Here is a 17,866-nt window from a genome sequence, read left to right as displayed (position 1 = left end):
CGCGCTGCGGGGGAGGGGAACCCGGCGGGTCACCCGGACGGGTTCTCAGGGGCGACCCCGGGCGATTCCTGATACCCGCACGGGCATCCCCTTCCTACGCTGACGGGCGTGACACTGATAGCGACCGAGTCGCTGACCAAGACGTACGGAGGTCGGGTCACCGCGTTGGCCGACCTGACCGTCGCGGTGGAGCCCGGGATCGTCGGCCTGGTGGGCGCGAACGGCGCCGGCAAGTCGACCCTGATCAAGATCCTGCTGGGCCTGCTCGCCCCGACCAGCGGTCGAGTCTGCGTGCTCGGCCTCGACCCGACCACCGACCCCGCGGCGGTGCGCGCCCGGGTGGGATACATGCCCGAGCACGACGCGCTGCCGCCCGACCTCTCCGCCGCCGAGCTGGTCACCCACCTCGGCCGGATCAGCGGCCTGCCCCGGACGACGGCCCGCGAACGGGCGTCCGAGGCGCTGCGGCACGTCGGCCTCTACGAGGAGCGCTACCGCCCGGTCGGCGGCTACTCCACCGGCATGAAGCAGCGCGTCAAGCTGGCCCAGGCCCTGGTGCACGACCCGGACCTGCTCCTGCTCGACGAACCGACCAACGGCCTCGACCCGGCCGGCCGGGACGACATGCTCGCCCTGGTGCACCGCATCGGCACCGAGTTCGGCATCTCCGTGCTGGTCTGCTCGCACCTGCTCGGCGAGGTGGAGCGGATCTGCGACACCCTGGTCGCCATCGACGGCGGCCGGCTGCTGCGCGCCGGCCCGATCGCCGCCATGACCTCGGCCACCGACGTGCTCGCCGTCGAGGTCAGCGAGGGTACGGACGAGTTGGCCACCCGGCTCACCGCGCTCGACCTGCCGGTCACCCGCGACGGCCGGATGCTGCTCGTCCCGCTCGCCGACGAGGCCACCTACGACCTGATCCTCGGCGCGGTCGCCGAGCTGGACCTGCCGCTGCACCGGCTCGACCAGCGCCGGCACCGGGTGGCCGAACTCTTCGCCACGAGGGAGCCCAGCCATGTCTGAGCCGACCGGCGTCATCCACGACATCGGCTACCAGCGCTACACCGGCCCCCGGCTCGGCCGCCGGCACGTCTTCGGCGCGCTCTACCTGCACGGCGTGCGGACCGCCTTCGGGCTGGGCCGCAGCGCCAAGGCCAAGATCTTCCCCTGGCTGGTGGTCGGCATTGTCACCCTGGTGGCGGCCGGCGCCACCGCGGTCCGCAGCCAGATCGGCGAGGTGGTGATGACGTACGCCCAGTTCGCCGACTCGATGAGCTGGCTGGTCATCTTCTTCGCCGCGGTGGCCGCGCCGGAGCTGGTCTCCCGCGACCTGCGCAGCGGCGTGCTGCCGCTGTACTTCTCCCGGCCGCTGCCCCGCGGCGACTACGCCCTGGCCAAGCTGCTGGCCCTGATCAGCGCGCTCTGGCTGCTGCTCGGCGCGCCCCAGCTGGTGATGTTCCTCGGCGCGGCGTTCACCACCGGCGACGGGATGCGCGGCGTCTGGAACGAACTGCTCGACCTGCTGCCGGGGCTGCTCTACGCGGGCCTCTGGGCGGTCGTCTTCGCCTCGGTCGGTCTGCTGGTCGCCTCGCTCACCGGCAAGCGGGCGTTCGCGGCCGGCGGGATCGTGGCGGTCTTCCTGATGACCACCCCGATCGTCGGCACCCTGTCCATCCTGCCGTCCCGCACGGTCAACGAGCTGGCCGGACTCGGCTCGCCGTCCACCATCGTGCAGGGGGTCGGCATCTGGTCGCTGGGCGACCTGCTGATCACCGAGGAGCAGGGCGGGCCGGGCATCGGCGACTTCGGCCCGGTCTACGCCCTCGCCGCCGTGCTGCTCGTCGCCGCCTGCGTCGCCCTGCTGCTGCTGCGATACCGGAAGGTGGCCGCCCGATGACCACGATCAGCGCCGATACCCGGGCGAGCGCCCCGACCGCGCCCACCAGCACCCTCGACCTCGCCGGCGTGTCCCGCTGGTACGGCAACGTGGTGGCGGTCAACGACGTCACCATGCGGCTGGGCCCCGGGGTGACCGGCCTGCTCGGCCCGAACGGGGCCGGCAAGACCACGCTGCTGCACATGATGGCCGGCTTCCTCGCCCCGTCCCGGGGCCGGGTCACCCTCGACGGGGAGCCGACCTGGCGCCACCCGGAGGTCTACCGCCGGCTCGGGCTGGTCAGCGAGCGGGAGGCGGTGCACACCTTCCTCACCGCGTACGAGTTCGTGCTGGCCAGCGCGAAGCTGCACCGGCTGCCCGACCCGGCGGCGGCGGCCCGACGGGCGATCGCCCTGGTCGAGCTGGAGGGGGCGCAGGACCGGCGGATCGGGACGTACTCCAAGGGCATGCGGCAGCGGGCCCGGGTCGCCGCGGCCCTGGTGCACGACCCGCAGGTGCTGCTGCTCGACGAGCCGTTCAACGGCATGGACCCGCGCCAGCGGCTGCACATGATGGGGCTGCTGCACTCCCTGGGTGACGCCGGCCGGACCATCCTGTTCAGCTCCCACATCCTGGAGGAGGTCGAGCAGGTCTCCGGCACCGTGCAGGTGATGGTGGCCGGCCGGCTCGCCGCCTCCGGGGACTTCCGGACCATCCGCCGGCTGATGACCAACCGGCCGCACGTGTTCACCGTCCGCTCCACGGACGACCGGGCGTTGGCCGTCGCGCTGATGGCCGAGCCCTCGGTCACCGGCGTCGAGCTGGACCGCACCGGCCTGACCGTCAAGGCCGGCGACTACGGCGCCTTCACCCGGGCGCTGCCGAAGATCGCGCTGGCCCACGGCGTCCGGGTCCGGCAGCTGCTGCCCGAGGACGAGTCCCTGGAGAGCGTCTTCTCCTACCTGGTGGAGGCCTGATGTCGACCGTTTCCTGGATCACCGCGCGCGGGCTGTTCGGCCGGCGCCGGTTCCTGATCCTGCTGCCGTTGCCGCTCCTGCTGCTGGGGCTGGCGATGCTCTGCCGGTCGCTGGGGGTCCAGCCGAGTGACTGGGGTCCGCCGGTGCTGGTCGGCCTCGGCCTGGCCGTGGTGCTGCCGGTGGTCGCCCTGATCGTGGGCACCGGTGTGCTGGGGGCCGAGATCGACGACGGCACGGTGGTGCACATCCTCACCAAGCCGCTGCCGCGCTGGCAGATCGTGCTGCCGAAGCTCGCGGTGGCCACCGTGGTCAGTGCGGCCACCATCGCCGTGCCGATCTTCGTCGCGGGCGTGCTCGCCGATTCGGTACGCCTCGGGCTGGCCCTCGCCGCGGCGTCGGCGCTCGGCGCGCTGGCGTACTCGGCGCTGTTCCTGGCGCTGAGCCTGCTCACCCGGCGGCCGGTCCTGCTCGGACTGGTCTACGTGCTGATCTGGGAGGGGCTGCTGGGCAACTTCGTCAGCGGCACCAAGGTGCTCTCGGTCCAGCAGTGGGTGGTGGCGATGGCCGACCGGATGGCCCCCACCGACCTGCTCTCCACCACCGTCTCCGTGCCGGTCGCGGCGGTGCTGACCGCCGTCGTCGCGGTCGGCTTCACGGTGCTGGCGATCGACCGCCTCCGCTCCTTCAGCATGGCTGGCGAAACGAGCTGACCGCAGCGCACCCGCCCCGCCCCGCCGAAGCGGGGCGGGGCGGGCGGGTCAGAAGGCGCAGGCGATGACGAGTTCCGGGGTGCGGTCCGGGAGCAGGTCGAGCTTGGCGATGCGGCCCGCCGCCCGGACGTCGTCGGCGATGACGGTGAGCTGCTCCAGCAGGGCGGCCGGGCCGAGCGCCTCGGCCAGCGGCACCTCCGCCTTCATGGACAGCTTCCGCTCCGACTTGGCCCGGCGCACCTGGCCGAGCGCGTCCCCGGCCAGCCGCAGCAGCTGCGGCTCGGCCGGACCCTGGACCGCCCGCCCCACCTCGTACGTGGTCGGCCAGGTGGCCCGGTGCACCGAGCCGTACCGCCACCAGGACCAGACCTCCTCGGTCACGTACGGCAGGACCGGGGCGAAGAGCCGCAGCTGCACCGAGAGCGCGGTGGCCAGGGCCGCCCGCGCCGACTCGGCCCCCGGCCCGGAGCCGTAGGCGCGCTCCTTCACCAGCTCGATGTAGTCGTCGCAGAACCGCCAGAAGAAGGCCTCGGTGGCCTGCAACGCCGCCGTGTGGTCGTAGGAGTCGAAGGCGGTGGTCGCGGTGGCGACCACGCCGGAGAGCTCGGCGAGCATGGCGGTGTCCAGCGGCGCGGTCGCCGGGGCGCGCAACGCGTCCGCGGCGCCCAGCCCCAGGGCGAAGCGGGAGGCGTTGAGCAGCTTGGTGGCGAGCCGCCTGCCCACCTTGATCTGCGCCGGGTCGAAGGCCAGGTCCATGCCCGGCTTGCCGTTGGCCGCCCAGTACCGCACCGCGTCGGAGCCGTGCTGCTCCAGCAGCCCCATCGGGGTGACCACGTTCCCCTTGGACTTGGACATCTTCTTGCGGTCCGGGTCGAGGATCCAGCCGGAGAGCACCGCGTCGCGCCAGGGCAGCACGCCCTGCTCCAGGTGGGCGCGGACCACCGTGGCGAAGAGCCAGGTCCGGATGATCTCCTGCCCCTGCGGGCGCAGGTCCATCGGGAAGACCCGGCCGAACAGGTCCGGGTCGGTCTCCCATCCGCCGACGATCTGCGGGGTCAGCGAGGAGGTGGCCCAGGTGTCCAGCACGTCCGGGTCGCCGACGAAGCCACCCGGCAGGCCGCGCTGCGACTCGTCGAACCCGGGTGCCGGATCGCTGGACGGATCGACCGGCAACATCGCCTCGTCCGGTGTGAGAGGGTGGGACCAGTCCGGCTCGCCAGCGTCGTCGAGCCGGTACCACACCGGCACCGGCACGCCGAAGAAGCGCTGCCGACTGACCAGCCAGTCACCGGTCAGCCCGCCCACCCAGTGGTCGTACCGGTGCTTCATGTGCTCCGGCACCCAGCGCAGCTCACCGCCCCGGGCCAGCAGCGCCTCCCGCAGGTCGGCGTCCCGGCCGCCGTTGCGCAGGTACCACTGCCGGGTCGAGACGATCTCCAGTGGCCGGTCGCCGCGTTCGTAGAACTTCACCGGGTGGGTGATCTCGCGCGGCTCGCCGACCAGGTCGCCGGCGTCGGCGAGCATGCCGACCAGCGTCCGCCGGGCGCCGTTGACGGTCTGCCAGGCCAGGGCCGCGTACGGCTCGGCCGGCACCCCGGCCGGCGGCTCGGGCAGCAGCCGGCCCTCCCGGCCGATCACCACCCGGGTGTCCAGTTGCAGCTCCCGCCACCAGGTCACGTCCGTCAGGTCGCCGAAGGTGCAGACCATCGCGATGCCGGTGCCCTTGGCCGGGTCCGCCAGCGGGTGCGCGCGCACCGGCACCTCGACTGCGAAGACCGGGGTACGCACGAGCGTGCCCACCAGGTCCGCGTACCGCTCGTCGTCGGGGTGGCAGACCAGCGCCACGCAGGCCGGCAGCAGCTCCGGCCGGGTGGTGTCGATCAGCACCTCGCGCCCGCCCGGCCCGGTGAACCGCAGCCGGTGGTACGCCCCCGGCCGCTCCCGGTCCTCCAGCTCCGCCTGGGCCACGGCGGTGGCGAAGCCGACGTCCCAGAGCGTCGGCGCCTCCGCCTGGTACGCCTCGCCCCGAGCGAGGTTGCGCAGGAACGCCCGCTGGCTCGTCGCCCGCGCCACCCGCCCGATCGTCGTGTACGTCAGGGACCAGTCCACCGACAGCCCGAGCCGCCGCCACAGCGCCTCGAAGACCTGCTCGTCGGCGGCGGTCAGCCGCTCGCACAGCGCCACGAAGTTGCGCCGGTCGATCGGCGTCGGGTCCTTGCGCCGCTCCTCGCTCACCGGGGTCGCCGGCGGTTGCCAGTGCGGGTCGTACGGCAGCGACGGGTCGCAGCGCACCCCGTACACGTTCTGCACCCGGCGCTCGGTGGGCAGGCCGTTGTCGTCCCAGCCCATCGGGTAGAAGACCGTCCGGCCGCGCATCCGCTGGAACCGGGCCACCATGTCGGTGTGGGTGTACGAGAAGACGTGCCCCATGTGCAGCTCGCCCGATACGGTCGGCGGCGGGGTGTCGATCGCGTACACGTCCGACCGCTCCTTCGAGCGGTCGAACGCGTACGTGCCCTCCTCCTGCCAGTGGCGCGCCCAGGTCTCCTCGAGCCCGTCCAGGGTCGGACGCTCGGGGACGCCGGCGCGGGCCGTCCTCGCCGTATCAGTCATCCGTCGATGGTAGGCAGCCCGCGTCGACCTGCCCACGGCTTATCCGCCGGTGTCGCCTAACGGTTCGTGGAGCCGATCGGGTCGAGCAGCGGGCCGCGGGTGGCGAGCTGGATGCCGAGGCCGGTGTTGGCGTTCACCCGGTCCAGGATGGTGGAGACCGGCATGTAGAAGTTCTGCTCGTTCGGGTTGGTGCAGGCGCCGCTGCCCGGGTCGCCGTCGTTCAGGATGCCGAGCGCCCGGCCGTCGGACTCGGTGAAGAGCGGGCCGCCGCTGTCACCGGGGCGGGCGCAGACCCGCACGTTGATGCGGCCGTTGGTCTTGCTGGTGACGGTGCCGCAGCGGGTGCCGGGAACGTAACCGGCGCCCGCCCCGGAGTCGACGTACACCTCGCCCGCCTTGGGGGTGTAGGCCGAGCCGGTCGCGCAGACGACCCAACCGACCTGCACCGCGCTGTAGGGGGTGTATCCGGTGATCTTCACGTCGCGGCTGGTGGCGCAGGCCGGGTTGTCGGTCACGCACCAGTAGTTGACCAGGCTGGCCTGGTCACCGCCGCTCCGCCGCGGGTAGGCCCACCGGTCGATCGCGCGGTCCTGGTACGGGATCACCGCGTAGTCGTGGGTGGTGGTGTTCTCGGCGACCACCGGGCTGGTGGACTCCACGCCGACCGGCACCTTCGGTCCGAGGAACTGGTGCCAGGTCCGGTCGACGAGCTGGTGCCGGCCGCCGACCACGCAGTGCCCGGCGGTGAGCACGTAGTACCGCCCGGACTTTGCCCGCAGGTTGAAGCCGCTGGTGCAGCCGCCGACCGTGTTGTCGTCCCGGGGCACGTCCAGCCGGATGCCGCCGCGCATCGGCGCCTGGGCGCAGTAGCGCGGGTCGCACGCCTTCTCGATCGAGGGCGGGAGCTGCCGGGTCCGGGCCGGCACCCCGGCGGCCTCGATCGCGCCGGCCAGCCGGGCGTCGTCCGCCGCGACCGCGTTCCCGGTGAGGACCAGGACCTCGTTGGCCTGCTCGTCGACCACCACGTCGGTGCCGGCGGTCACGCCGAGCGCGCCGGCCACGCGGGTCGCCGCCTCGGTGAGTTCGCGCAGCGAGTGGCGCACCGGGACGACCTTGACGTGGGCGGCGTCCGGCACCCCGGCGACCGCCTTCGCGACCGGGGCCGGGTCGGTGGCCGCGATGGTGAGGACCCCGCCGCCGGCCTGGTCCAGCCACATGCCGGCGTATTCGGCGGGGTACGTCGCGGCGAGGGTGGTCGCGAGCGGCGCGGAGAGCTCCTGGAGGGCGACCCGACGGGCCGCCTCGTCCGAGGTGATCCGGTAGCGGTCGCTCAGGTAGCTCACCGAGGCCGGGGCGTCCTTCGCCACCTCCTTGACGGGCCGCGCGACGGCCGTGACCGGGCGTGCCTGCACGGTGGAGCGCGGGGCGCCGGCGCGGCTGCCGATGCCGCTGTCCGCGCTGGGCGGCGCGTCCGCCGGGGCGGCCACGGCGGCGCGCTCCGTGCCCACCGTCGCGGCGGCCGGCGCCGGACCGGCGTCGCCCTCCCGGGCCAGCGCGACCGTCCCCGCGCCCACCGTGCTGACCACCAACGCTGCCGCGACAACCATCCGTCGTCGAATTCTCACGCCGCAACCTCCCCGTGTGTTCGGCGGTGCCCGACCGGTCTCCACCGCACGTCGCCCACGGGCGATCGCCGGGCCGATCGACGAGCGGCAGTCTAGCGGGGCGGCCGGCCCACGGGTCGCCCCCTTCGCGAGGGCGGCGCCCGGGGCGACCGGCGGGCCGGCGTCCGCCACGGCACGTCGGCGGGAGCCGGCACGCGACGACCGCACCGGTCAGACCAGCGAGTCGCGCCACTGCCGGTGCAGGGCGGCGTACCGGCCGCCGTCGGCGGCGAGCCGGGCCGGCGTGCCGTCCTCCACCACCCGGCCGCCGTCGAGGACCAGCACCCGGTCGGCGGTCTCCACGGTGGAGAGCCGGTGCGCGATCACCAGCGCGGTGCGGTCCCGCAGCACGGTGGCGAGCGCCCGCTGCACCAGCCGCTCGGTAGGCACGTCCAGCGACGAGGTCGCCTCGTCCAGGATCAGCACCCGCGGGTCGGCCAGAAACGCCCGGGCGAACGCGACGAGCTGCCGCTGCCCGGCCGAGAGCCGACCACCGCGCCGGTGCACCTCGGTGGCGTACCCGTCGGGGAGCGCGGCGATGAAGTCGTGCGCGCCGATCGCGCGCGCGGCGGCCTCCACCGCCGCGTCGTCGGCGTCCGGGCGGCCGAACCGGACGTTCTCCGCCACCGTGCCGTTGAACAGGTGGTTCTCCTGGGTCACCAGCACCACCGCGCGGCGCAGCTCCGGGTCGGCCAGGTCGCGCAGGTCGACCCCGTCCAGCTCGACGGTGCCGCTGTCCGGGTCGTGGAAGCGGGCCAGCAGCTTGGCGACGGTGGACTTGCCCGCGCCGGTCGGTCCGATCAACGCGACCGTCTGCCCGGCCGGCACGTGCAGGTCCAGCCCGACCAGGATCGGGGTGCCCGGCCGGTAGCCGAAGGAGACCGAGCGGAACGCCACCGCCCCGCGCCCCGGCCCGGCCGGCAGCGGCACCGGCCGCGCCGGTTCCGGCACGTCGGGCCGCTCGTCGAGGACCCCGGCCAGCTTCTCCAGCGCCGCCGTCGCCGACTGCAACGAGTTGTAGAACTGGCTCAGCTCCTGCATCGGCTCGAAGAAGCGGCGCAGGTAGAGCAGGAAGGCGGCGAGCACCCCCACCTCCGTCGCGCCGCCGAGCACCCGCCAGCCGCCGTAGCCGAGCACCACCGCCACGGTGACGTTGCCGATCACCTTGATCCCCGGCGAGTACGTGGCGATCAGCCGGAACGCCCGGAGGTTCGCCCGCCGGTACCCGTCGTTGACCGCCCCGAAGATCTGCTGGTTGCGCGGCTCGCGGCGGTACGCCTGCACCGCGCGGATGCCGCGCAGCGACTCGACGAAGTGGACGATGACCAGTGCCACCGCCTCCCGGCTACGCCGGTACGCGTCGGCCGAGGCGCGGGCGAACCAGCGGGACAGCAGATAGAGGAAGGGGAAGGCGAGCAGGGTCACCGCGGCCAGCGGCAGGTCCAGCCAGAGCAGGATGGCGGCCACGGAGAGCACCGACAGCGCGGCGGTCACCAGGCTGTCGGCGCCCCCGTCCACCAGCTCGGCGATGGATTCCAGGTCGCTGGTGAGCCGGGAGACCACCCGACCGGAGGTGTAGCGCTCGTGGAAGCCCACCGACAGGCGCAGGAAGTGCCCGTACACCCGGCGGCGCAGCTCCAGCAGGACGGCCTGGCCGATCCGCGCGGAGAGGGTGAGGAAGCCGCGCCGGGCGGCGTACTCGGTCACGGCCGCGACGACGAAGGCGGCGGCGACGGCGGCCAGCGGGCGGGCGTCGCCGGCCCGCAGCGGCGCGATGGCCCGGTCGATGCCGAGCATGACCAGGTACGGCCCGGACATGGCGGCGGCGTTCTGCGCGAGCAGCAGGGTCACGGCCAGGCCCAGCCGACCCCGGTGCGGGCGCAGCAGCTCGCGCAGCAGCACCCGGCTGCGGGCGCGCAGCCGGGCCACCGCCTCGGGTGCGGTGTCCTCGGCGCGACTGCGGTCGGCGTCCGGGTCGGTGGCCAGCCCCCGCCAGCGGGACTCCTCGGGTGGCTCCGCCCGCTGCCGAGGCAGCCGGGGCGTCACGAGCGCACCAGGCCCTGGGCGGAGGACGGCTCGGCGGAGAGCACCGCCCGGTACGCCGGCACGGTGGCGAGCAGTTCGGAGTGCCGCCCCACGGCGGCGATCCGGCCCCCGTCCAGCAACGCCACCCGGTCGGCCAGCGCGACGGTCGACGGGCGGTGCACCACCAGCAGCGCGGTGCTGTCCCGCAGCACCCGCTTCAGCGCCCCCTCGACCAGCGCCTCGGTGTGCACGTCGAGCGCGGAGAGCGGGTCGTCGAGCACGAGCAGCGCGGGGCGGCCGAGCACCGCCCGGGCCAGCGCCAGCCGCTGCCGCTGCCCGCCGGAGAGCGACAGCCCCTGCTCGCCGACCCGGGTGGCCAGCCCCCACGGCAGGTCGTACGCGAAGTCGGCCTGGGCCAGCGCCAGCGCGGCCCGGACCTCCTCCTCGTCGGCGTCGGGGCGGCCCAGGGTGAGGTTCTCCCAGACCGACATGGAGAAGAGCGTCGGCTCCTCGAAGGCCACCCCGACCAGCCGGCGCAGCGAGGCCAGCCGCAGGTCGCGCAGGTCGTGCCCGTCCAAAGTGATCCGCCCGCCGGTCACCTCGTGCAGCCGGGGGCCAGGGAGAGCAGGGTGCTCTTGCCGCTGCCGGTCGCGCCGACCAGCGCCAGCGTCTCGCCCGGCTCGATGGTCAGCTCGATCTCGCGCAGCACCGGCTCCGGGGCGCCGGGGTAGCGGAACGAGACCCCCTCGAAGCGCAGCCGGCCGTGGACCGCCGCCGGGGCGAGCGTGATCGCGTGCGGGGCGTCCACGATCGACGGCGGGGTGTCCAGCACCTCCTGGATCCGGTCGGCCGCGGTCGCCGCCTCCTGGGCGTTGGCGATGATCCAGCCCAGCGACTGCACCGGCCAGATCAGCATCAGTTGCAAACTGACGAAGGCGACCAGCTCCCCGATGGTGAGCACGCCCCGGGCGGCGAGCGCCGCCCCGCAGACCAGCACCACCCCGAGGGTCAGGTTGGGCACCAGGTCGAACAGCGCGGAGGTGCGGGCCAGCAGCCGGGCCTTGTCCACGCCGGTGTCGTGCAGTGCCCGGGCCCGCGCGCCGAACCGGGCGGCCAGCTCCGGCCCCCGCCCGTACGCCTTCATGGTGCGCAGGCCCTGGGCGGTCTCCTCGACCAGGGTGGCCACGTCACCCTGCTGGTCCTGCATCCGGCGGGACGCGGCGTGGTAGTGCCGGGCGAACCGCCGGCTGATCAGGAACAGCGGCACCGCGCTGGCCGCCACCAGCAGGCCCAGCGGGCCGTGCAACCGGACCAGCAGCACCACCACCGCCAGGTAGGTGACCAGGTTGAGCACCAGGAAGAGCAGGCCGAAGGAGAGGAACCGGCGGATCACCGACAGGTCGCTGGTGACCCGGGACAGCAGTTGGCCGGACTGCCACCGGTCGTGGAAGCCGGCCGGCAGCCGTTGCAGGTGGGCGTAGATGTCGGCGCGGATGGCCGCCTCCATGCCCACCGACGAGGAGGACTGGGTCCACCGGCGGATGAAGATGAGCACCGCCTCGGCGAGCCCGAGCAGCAGGGCCAGGCCGCCGAGGCGGAGCAGTCCGTCCACGTCGTGCCGGGCGATCGGGCCGTCGACGACCCGCTGCACCACCAGCGGCACCGCCAGGCCGGCCGCGGTGGCGGCCAGCGCCGCGAGCAGCAGCCAGCAGTACTCGCCCGCGTAGGGACGCAGGTAGCGGCGCAGCCGGCGGAGATTGTGCAGCGGGCGCGGCCGGGCGTGCACCCGGTGGGTCGGGTCGCCGTCGCGCTGCGCGGGCACTACCCGACGGTAGCGTCAGATTGCGGCCGCGCCGCTGTCAGCTTGCCGTCAACCGCCGCTCGTGACCGAGAAGCCAGTTCTTCACATCGAGCCCCCAGCGGTAGCCGCCGAGGGACCCGTCGGTGCGCAGCACCCGGTGGCAGGGGACGAAGAGGGCGGCGGCGTTGCGGGCGCAGGCGGCGGCGGCCGCCCGTACGGCGGCGGGCCGCCCGGCCAGCCCGGCGAACCCGGTGTACGTCACCGGATCGCCCGGCTTCACCTCGCGCAGCACCTCCCAGGCGTGGGTCATGAACGCACCCCCGCTGTGCTGCCGCACCGGCACCCCGTCGATGGCGGTCAGGTCACCGTCCAGGTAGGAGCGGACGGCGACGGTGACCGGGCCGAGGTCGGCGCGCTGCCGCAGCGTTCCGCGCAAGCTCGGGTGCACCAGCGGGAGCAGGTCCTCCGGCGCCGGGGTGAAGCCGGCCGCCCGGACGGCCCCGTCCGAATCGACGAGGACGCTCAGCGGGCCGACGGGGGTGTCGATGACGGTGCTGTCGATGCTCATGCTGCTCTCCAGAGTCGGATCACCGCGTACGAGCGCCAGGGGCGCCAGCGCTCGGCGTGGGTTTCGAGGGTCTTCGGGTCGGTGGGCAGGCCGAGGGCGGCGGCGCCCCGGCGTACCGCGAGGTCGGTGGGGAGCAGGACGTCCGGGTCGCCGAGGGCGCGCATGGCCACGTAGCCGGCCGTCCACGCCCCGATGCCCGGCAACGCGGTCAGCCGCCGTACGACCTCCTCCCGATCCCCACCCGCCTCAAGATCGATTTCCCCCGCCGCCACGGCCCGCGCCAACGCCCGCACCGTCTCCCGCCGCCCCACCGGCATCCCGAACGCCCCGTCCCCCAGCTCCGCAACCTCCTCCGCCCGCGGAAACCCCCGCAGCTCCGCCTGTCGATCATGAAGTTGACGGCAGTCGTGGAGATCGGCATCGCCGTCAACTTCATGATCGACGGGGGTCTGCGGGGTGGGGGAGGGGGTGAGGAGGCGGGTGAGGGTGGTGCGGGCGGAGCGGACGGAGATCTGCTGGCCGACTATGGCGCGTACGGCCGCCTCGAAGCCGTCGGCGGCGCGGGGGACGCGGATGCCGGGTTCGGCGGCGATCACCGGGGCCAGGGCGGGGTCGGCGGCGAGGGTCTCGTCGACGGCCTGCGGGTCCGCGTCCAGGTCGAGCAGGCGGCGGCAACGGGCCACCGCGGGGGCCAGGTCCCGCATGTCGGCCAGGCGCAGGGTGGCCGAGACGTGCCCGGCCGCCGGGGTCAGCGCCACCTCCGCGGCGCCGTGCGGCAGTCGCAACCCCCGGCGGTACGTCCCGTCGCGTACCTCCTCCACGCCCGGCAGCGCGCGGACGGCGAGGAAGTCCAGCAGCGCGGCGGCGTGCAGCGGCGGACGGTACGCCAGCCGCAGCGTGATCGTCCCCGCGCCGCCCGGCACCGGACGACCGCCCCGCGCCACCCGCAGCTCCGACGGGGCGGTGCCGTACACCTCGCGGACCGTGTCGTTGAACTGCCGGACGCTGCCGAAGCCGGCCGCGAAGGCGATCTCGGCCATGCCCAGCCCGGTGGTCTCGATCAGCGTGCGGGCGGTCTGCGCCCGCTGGGCCCGGGCCAGCGCCAGCGGGCCGGCGCCCAGCTCGGCGCGGAGCATCCGGTGCAGGTGCCGCTCGGTGTAGCCGAGGCGGGTGGCCAGCCCCGGTACGCCGTCCCGGTCGACCACCCCGTCGGCGATCAGCCGGACGGCCCGCCCCACCACGTCGGCCCGGACGTCCCACTGCGGCGAGCCGGGCGCGGCGTCCGGGCGGCAGCGGCGGCAGGCGCGCAGCCCGGCGCCCTGCGCGGCGGCGGCCGACGGGAAGAACCGGACGTTCTGCCGCTTCGGCGTCATCGCCGGGCAGGACGGCCGGCAGTAGATCCCGGTCGAGGTCACGCCGGTGTAGAACCAGCCGTCGAAGCGCTGGTCACGGCTGTCCACGGCCCGGTAGCACCGTTCGAAGTCCAACTCCACGCCACCGATGATGCCCGCTGGTCAGTGCCGGTGGCTCGCGGGAATCGGACGTGAGCGTGGTGACGCCCGCCGCCCCGGGCCGAGGTGCGACCCGGGGCGGCGGGCGCCCGCAGTCAGCGCGGCGACGGGCTGCCGGGTGGTACCGGCATCGGCCTGCCGGGCGGTACGTCGGTGCCGACCGGGCTGGGCACCGCCGTCGGTGCGGCCGGGACGGGCCGTGCCGGGCGCGACGGCCTGCCCGGCGCGGGCGCGACGGGGCTGGGGGTCGCCGCCGGGGGAGTGGACGGGGCGGGCAGCGGTGGCCGCGGCGCCGGTGTCGCGTCGGAGCGGGGGGTCGGCTCGGCCGGGCGGGGCGGCGGGGCGGTGGGGGCGGCCGGCCGCGGCGTGTCCGAGCTGGTCTGGGCGACGGCGAGCGGGGCGGCGATCAGGACGGCGGCGAGCGTGCCCACCGCGCCCATGGTCACCGTGGCGCGGCGTCGGGTCCGGGCCCGTCGTTCCGCCGGTTGCAACTGGTCCTGCACTGTCGGTGCCTCCTCGGCAAGGTCGGTCAGGGTGGTGCGGATCAGGTCTTCGAGGGGGGACGTCATCGCCGTACCTCCAGGAGTTCGACGTCCGGCAGGAGTTCGCGCAGCCGGGAGACCGCGCGATGGGTACGGCTGCGGACGGTGCCGACCGAGCAGCCCAGCGCCTGGGCGACCTGGGTCTCGGTGAGGTCCTCGTAGTAGCGCAGGACCACCACGGTCCGCTGCGCCGGTGGCAGGTGCCGCAGCGCCGCCCGCATGGCCAGCCGCAGGTCGGTGCCGCCGCTGGTGTCGGCGGCGGGCACCTCGTGCGCGCCGGTGAGCAGCGACTCCCGGTACCGGCGCAGCCGCCGCCACCAGCTCACCTGCTCCCGGTACATGACCGTGCGCAGGTAGCCCTCCGGGTCGGCGTTGCGCAGCGTGCGCCAGCGCGGGATCGTCCGCGCCAGCGCCGACTGGAACAGGTCCTCCGCCGCGTGCCGGTCGCCGGTGAGCAGGTACGCGACCCGCATCAGCGCCGGAGTGCGGCTGGCCACGAACTCGGCCAGCCGGGCCCGTTCGTCCTCGTCCACGCGTCCTCCCCGCTTCGCTCCTACCGATACAGACGCCGCAGCTCGGGCCAGCTATCCGTTGCCGGGCACGGAATCGGACGCGAGAAAGTGTCGGTAGTGGTCGGTACGGTCCCGCCACCAACTCAAGAAGGGTGCGGGGGCGATGGCGAGCGTGGCCGGGCGAGGTGCCCGCTGATGCGGTCGGGGCGGGCACGGCTCGACCGCGCGGTGGTGCAGGGCTTCTACGACCGGATGCGGGCGGTGGCGCCGGCGGCGTACGGGGCGATCGAGCGGGACCGGGTGGGCGAGCCGGGGCGTCCGTTCGGGGAGACGGCGTGCGGCCGGCTCGCCGCGTCGCTGGATCCGGCCGGCGTGCGGGCGCTGGGCATGTGGGCGCACCACTGGTGCATGCGCTTCTACGACGACGACACCCGGCCGGGGCTGCGGCTGGTCCGGGAGATCGCCGGTCGGCGGGGGCTGGGCTGGACGGTCGACGAGGTGCGCTGGATGCTCGGCGAGTCGTACGCGGCAGGCCCGTCCGCCGCGCACCGGTTCACCCTGCCGGTGGCCGCGGCGGCCGAGCTGCCCGCCGGGGCGCTACCGGAGGCCGACGCGCTCGGCGCGGACTGGCGCCTGGCCGGCTGACCCTCCCCGCCCGGCCGGGCGGGCAGCTGCGCCACCACCATCGCCGCCACCGCCAGGCCGAAGCCGGCGAGCTGGGTCGGGGTCAGCGCCTGGCCCAGCACCATCCAGCCCAGCGCGGCGGCGGTCAGCGGGCTCAGCGCGCCGAGCACCGAGACCTGGGTCAACGGCAACCGGCCCGCGCCCCGGAACCACAGCACGTACGCCAGCGCGGTGCCGACCAGCCCCAGCCAGGCGTACCCGAGCAGGGCCGGGCCGTCCGGGGCCGGCGGTGCGCCCTCGACCGCGACCGCGACCGGCATGACCAGCAGGCCGCCGGCGGTGAGCTGCCAGCTCGTCGCGGCGAGGGTGCTGATCCCGGCCGGGCGGCCCCAGCGGCGGGTGAGCACCAGGCCGGTGGCCATCGCGGCGGTGCCGGCGAGCCCGGCGGCCACCCCGAGCGGATCGGTGCCGGCGTCCGGCCGGAGCACGACCAGGGCGACGCCGAGCGGGGCGGTCACGGCGGCCAGCAGGGCGAGGCGGTGCGGCCGGTCCCGCAGCACCAGCGCGGTGAGGCCGGCGACGAGCAGCGGCTGCGCGGCGCCGAGCACGGCGGCGGTGCCGCCCGGCAGCCGGTACGCCGCGAGGAAGAGCAGCGGGAAGAACGCGCCGATGTTGAGCGCGCCGAGCAGGGCGGCCCGCCACCACCAGGAGCCGTGCGGACGGCGGCGGGTCAGCGCGAGCAGCAGCAGCCCGGCGGGCAGCGCCCGCAGCGTGCCGGACCAGAGCGGCCGGTCCGGCGGGAGCAGTTCGGAGGTGACCAGGTAGGTGGTGCCCCAGACGGTGGGCGCGAGGGCGGTCAACGCGATGTCGGTGCGACGACTCATCGGACCCTCGATTCTCTTTGCGGTAAGTAGCTTAGCGCTAAGCTAATCACCGGCGAGAGGAAAGGGGAAGGGCGACGTGGGGCACAATCCGGGGGTGACCGAACGGGACGACGTCGACCGCATCGTCGAGCAGTGGCGGCGCGAGCGCGCCGGGATGCGGCCCGAGCCGATGGCCGTCTTCGGCCGGATCTACCGGCTGGCCCGGATCGTGGGCGACGCGCAGGAGAAGGTCTACGCGGACTGGGGCATCGGGCGTGGCGAGTTCGACGTGCTGGCCGCGCTGCGGCGCAGCGGCGAGCCGTACACGCTGGCGCCGAAGGAGCTGACCGCCGCGCTGATGCTCACCTCCGGCGGGATGACCGGCCGGCTCGACCGGCTGGAGCGGGCGGGGCTGGTCCGCCGCGGGCCCGACCCCGCCGACCGGCGCGGGCTGCGGGTCACCCTGACCGACGCCGGCCGCCGGGCGGTCGAGGAGGCCGCCGACGCGGGGCTGGCCGTGCAGCGGAGGATCCTCGACGCCCTGCCCCCGGCCGACCAGACCCGCCTGGGCGACCTGCTGCGCGCCCTGCTCGCCGCCGCCGAGGCGGGCTGACCGGGTACGAGGCCGGGCCGGCGATGACGCAGGATGAGGGCGTCACCAAGCCCCGACGGAAGGATCATCCGTGCCCGCCAGCGAACCCACCATCGTCGCGACCAGCATGGGCTTCAGCAGCCGGGACCGGGGGCCCTGGGACGCGAAGCCCGGCCCGGTCTTCGACCTGATGGCCGAGCTGGCCGGGGCCGACGAGCCGCGGATCTGCTACCTCAACCAGGCGGTCGGCGACCAGCCCACCTCGTTCACCGTCTTCTACGGCGCCTTCGCCGGCACCCGGTTCCGCCCGTCCCACCTGGCGCTGTTCCCGATGCCGACGGTCGACGACATCCGCGCCCACCTGCTCGCCCAGGACATCATCTGGGTGGGCGGCGGCAGCGTGGCCAACCTCTGCGCCGTCTGGCGGGTGCACGGCCTGCCGGAGATCCTGCGCGAGTGCTGGGAGGCCGGGGTGGTGCTCGGCGGTGTCTCCGCCGGCTCGATCTGCTGGCACGTCGGCGGCGCCACCGACAGCTTCGGCCGCACGCTGCGCGCCTTCAGCGACGGTCTGGGCTGGCTGCCGTACGGCAACGGGGTCCACTACGACAGCGAGAAGCAGCGCCGGCCGCTGATGCACCGGCTGGTCGGCGACGGCACCCTCCCGGTCAGCCACTGCACCGACGACGGGGTGGGGCTGGTCTACCGGGGCACCCGGCTGGTCGAGGCGGTCGCCGACCGCGAGGGCGTCGCCGCGTACGAGCTGACCCCCGACGGCGCGGGCGGCGCCCGGGAGACCCGGATCGAACCCCGGCTGCTCACCGCCTGAGCGCCGGGCCGTCCGCCTCGACGTCTGCCGTCACGTACCGCTCCGGCGGCGGCCCGCCCGGCCCGCTCGTCATCGGCGCGAGGCGTACCCCGGGACGTCTTTTCCCCCGGCGGACGGGCCTGCCTGCCGGGTGCCGGCAGGTGGCGGCGTAAGCTGGCTCGT

The 17,866-nt window shown here is 74.8% G+C and carries 14 protein-coding genes and 2 pseudogenes; 7 read left to right on the top strand and 9 right to left on the bottom strand.

Translation table 11 applies throughout. The annotated features are described in order from the left end of the window. Window positions 1-108: 108 nt before the first annotated feature. Genes V6U88_RS01730 through V6U88_RS01715 form a run of 4 tightly spaced genes read left to right on the top strand, consistent with a single transcriptional unit; the run spans window position 109 to window position 3,563 of the window. Entirely contained in the window at window positions 109-1,023 is a 915-nt protein-coding gene (locus tag V6U88_RS01730) for an ABC transporter ATP-binding protein (protein ID WP_334449274.1), read from the top strand. Further along, the gene (locus V6U88_RS01725; RefSeq protein WP_334449272.1) at window positions 1,016-1,897 is read left to right on the top strand and encodes an ABC transporter permease; all 882 of its coding nucleotides are present in this window, start codon (window positions 1,016-1,018) and stop codon (window positions 1,895-1,897) included. Before V6U88_RS01730 ends, V6U88_RS01725 begins: the two co-directional genes overlap by 8 nt. Further along, entirely contained in the window at window positions 1,894-2,853 is a 960-nt protein-coding gene (locus tag V6U88_RS01720) for an ABC transporter ATP-binding protein (RefSeq protein WP_334449269.1), read from the top strand. Before V6U88_RS01725 ends, V6U88_RS01720 begins: the two co-directional genes overlap by 4 nt. Next, a complete protein-coding gene (locus V6U88_RS01715) occupies window positions 2,853-3,563 on the top strand; it encodes an ABC transporter permease (RefSeq protein WP_334449267.1) in 711 nt (236 codons plus the stop codon). The genes V6U88_RS01720 and V6U88_RS01715 overlap by 1 nt, the downstream gene beginning before the upstream one ends. 48 nt (window positions 3,564-3,611) lie before the next feature. On the opposite strand, the gene valS is transcribed toward V6U88_RS01715, so the two are convergent. From valS to V6U88_RS01675, 8 genes and pseudogenes are all read right to left on the bottom strand, one after another. Continuing rightward, the gene (gene valS / locus V6U88_RS01710; protein ID WP_334449266.1) at window positions 3,612-6,176 is read right to left on the bottom strand and encodes a valine--tRNA ligase; all 2,565 of its coding nucleotides are present in this window, start codon (window positions 6,174-6,176) and stop codon (window positions 3,612-3,614) included. A 56-nt stretch (window positions 6,177-6,232) separates the two neighbouring features. Then, a complete protein-coding gene (locus V6U88_RS01705; protein WP_334449265.1) occupies window positions 6,233-7,801 on the bottom strand; it encodes a trypsin-like serine protease in 1,569 nt (522 codons plus the stop codon). Between the two features lie 210 nt (window positions 7,802-8,011). Then, complete coding sequence (locus tag V6U88_RS01700; RefSeq protein ID WP_334449264.1) at window positions 8,012-9,886, bottom strand: ABC transporter ATP-binding protein; 1,875 nt, start codon at window positions 9,884-9,886, stop codon at window positions 8,012-8,014. After that, window positions 9,883-11,687: pseudogene (locus V6U88_RS01695) on the bottom strand (ABC transporter ATP-binding protein). The gene V6U88_RS01700 and the pseudogene V6U88_RS01695 overlap by 4 nt, the downstream one beginning before the upstream one ends. Window positions 11,688-11,724: 37 nt before the next feature. Then, complete coding sequence (locus V6U88_RS01690) at window positions 11,725-12,234, bottom strand: methylated-DNA--[protein]-cysteine S-methyltransferase (RefSeq protein WP_334449263.1); 510 nt, start codon at window positions 12,232-12,234, stop codon at window positions 11,725-11,727. Further along, complete coding sequence (locus tag V6U88_RS01685) at window positions 12,231-13,727, bottom strand: DNA-3-methyladenine glycosylase 2 family protein (protein ID WP_334449261.1); 1,497 nt, start codon at window positions 13,725-13,727, stop codon at window positions 12,231-12,233. Before V6U88_RS01685 ends, V6U88_RS01690 begins: the two co-directional genes overlap by 4 nt. Window positions 13,728-13,840: 113 nt before the next feature. Beyond that, a complete protein-coding gene (locus V6U88_RS01680; RefSeq protein ID WP_334449260.1) occupies window positions 13,841-14,314 on the bottom strand; it encodes a hypothetical protein in 474 nt (157 codons plus the stop codon). After that, window positions 14,311-14,820 (bottom strand): SigE family RNA polymerase sigma factor, encoded by a 510-nt coding sequence (locus tag V6U88_RS01675; RefSeq protein WP_334449257.1) that lies wholly within the window; start codon window positions 14,818-14,820, stop codon window positions 14,311-14,313. The genes V6U88_RS01680 and V6U88_RS01675 overlap by 4 nt, the downstream gene beginning before the upstream one ends. A 174-nt stretch (window positions 14,821-14,994) precedes the next feature. On the opposite strand from V6U88_RS01675, the gene V6U88_RS01670 reads away from it, so the two are divergent. Next, window positions 14,995-15,444, top strand: coding sequence for a hypothetical protein (locus V6U88_RS01670; RefSeq protein WP_334449255.1), 450 nt, complete (start codon window positions 14,995-14,997; stop codon window positions 15,442-15,444). 44 nt (window positions 15,445-15,488) lie between these two features. On the opposite strand, the pseudogene V6U88_RS01665 reads toward V6U88_RS01670, so the two are convergent. Beyond that, window positions 15,489-16,307: pseudogene (locus V6U88_RS01665) on the bottom strand (EamA family transporter); the annotation flags it as partial. A 94-nt stretch (window positions 16,308-16,401) separates the two neighbouring features. Here V6U88_RS01665 and V6U88_RS01660 point away from each other — a divergent pair. Continuing rightward, entirely contained in the window at window positions 16,402-16,899 is a 498-nt protein-coding gene (locus V6U88_RS01660; protein ID WP_334449254.1) for a MarR family winged helix-turn-helix transcriptional regulator, read from the top strand. 70 nt (window positions 16,900-16,969) lie between these two features. Continuing rightward, a complete protein-coding gene (locus V6U88_RS01655; RefSeq protein WP_334449252.1) occupies window positions 16,970-17,704 on the top strand; it encodes a peptidase E in 735 nt (244 codons plus the stop codon). The last annotated feature ends 162 nt before the right edge of the window (window positions 17,705-17,866 follow it).

The organism is Micromonospora sp. CPCC 205739 (assembly GCF_036906795.1).
Taxonomy (GTDB): domain Bacteria; phylum Actinomycetota; class Actinomycetes; order Mycobacteriales; family Micromonosporaceae; genus Micromonospora.
The sequence above is the reverse complement of the archived record's forward strand: the minus strand, read 5'-3'. Positions and strand labels throughout refer to the sequence as shown.

Coding starts and splice junctions, on each gene's coding strand:
- valS (WP_334449266.1), bottom strand. CDS start 6,176: ATGACTGATACGGCGAGGACGGCCCGCGCCGGCGTCCCCGAGCGTCCG.
- V6U88_RS01715 (WP_334449267.1), top strand. CDS start 2,853: ATGTCGACCGTTTCCTGGATCACCGCGCGCGGGCTGTTCGGCCGGCGC.
- V6U88_RS01690 (WP_334449263.1), bottom strand. CDS start 12,234: ATGAGCATCGACAGCACCGTCATCGACACCCCCGTCGGCCCGCTGAGC.
- V6U88_RS01720 (WP_334449269.1), top strand. CDS start 1,894: ATGACCACGATCAGCGCCGATACCCGGGCGAGCGCCCCGACCGCGCCC.
- V6U88_RS01725 (WP_334449272.1), top strand. CDS start 1,016: ATGTCTGAGCCGACCGGCGTCATCCACGACATCGGCTACCAGCGCTAC.
- V6U88_RS01680 (WP_334449260.1), bottom strand. CDS start 14,314: ATGACGTCCCCCCTCGAAGACCTGATCCGCACCACCCTGACCGACCTT.
- V6U88_RS01670 (WP_334449255.1), top strand. CDS start 14,995: ATGCGGTCGGGGCGGGCACGGCTCGACCGCGCGGTGGTGCAGGGCTTC.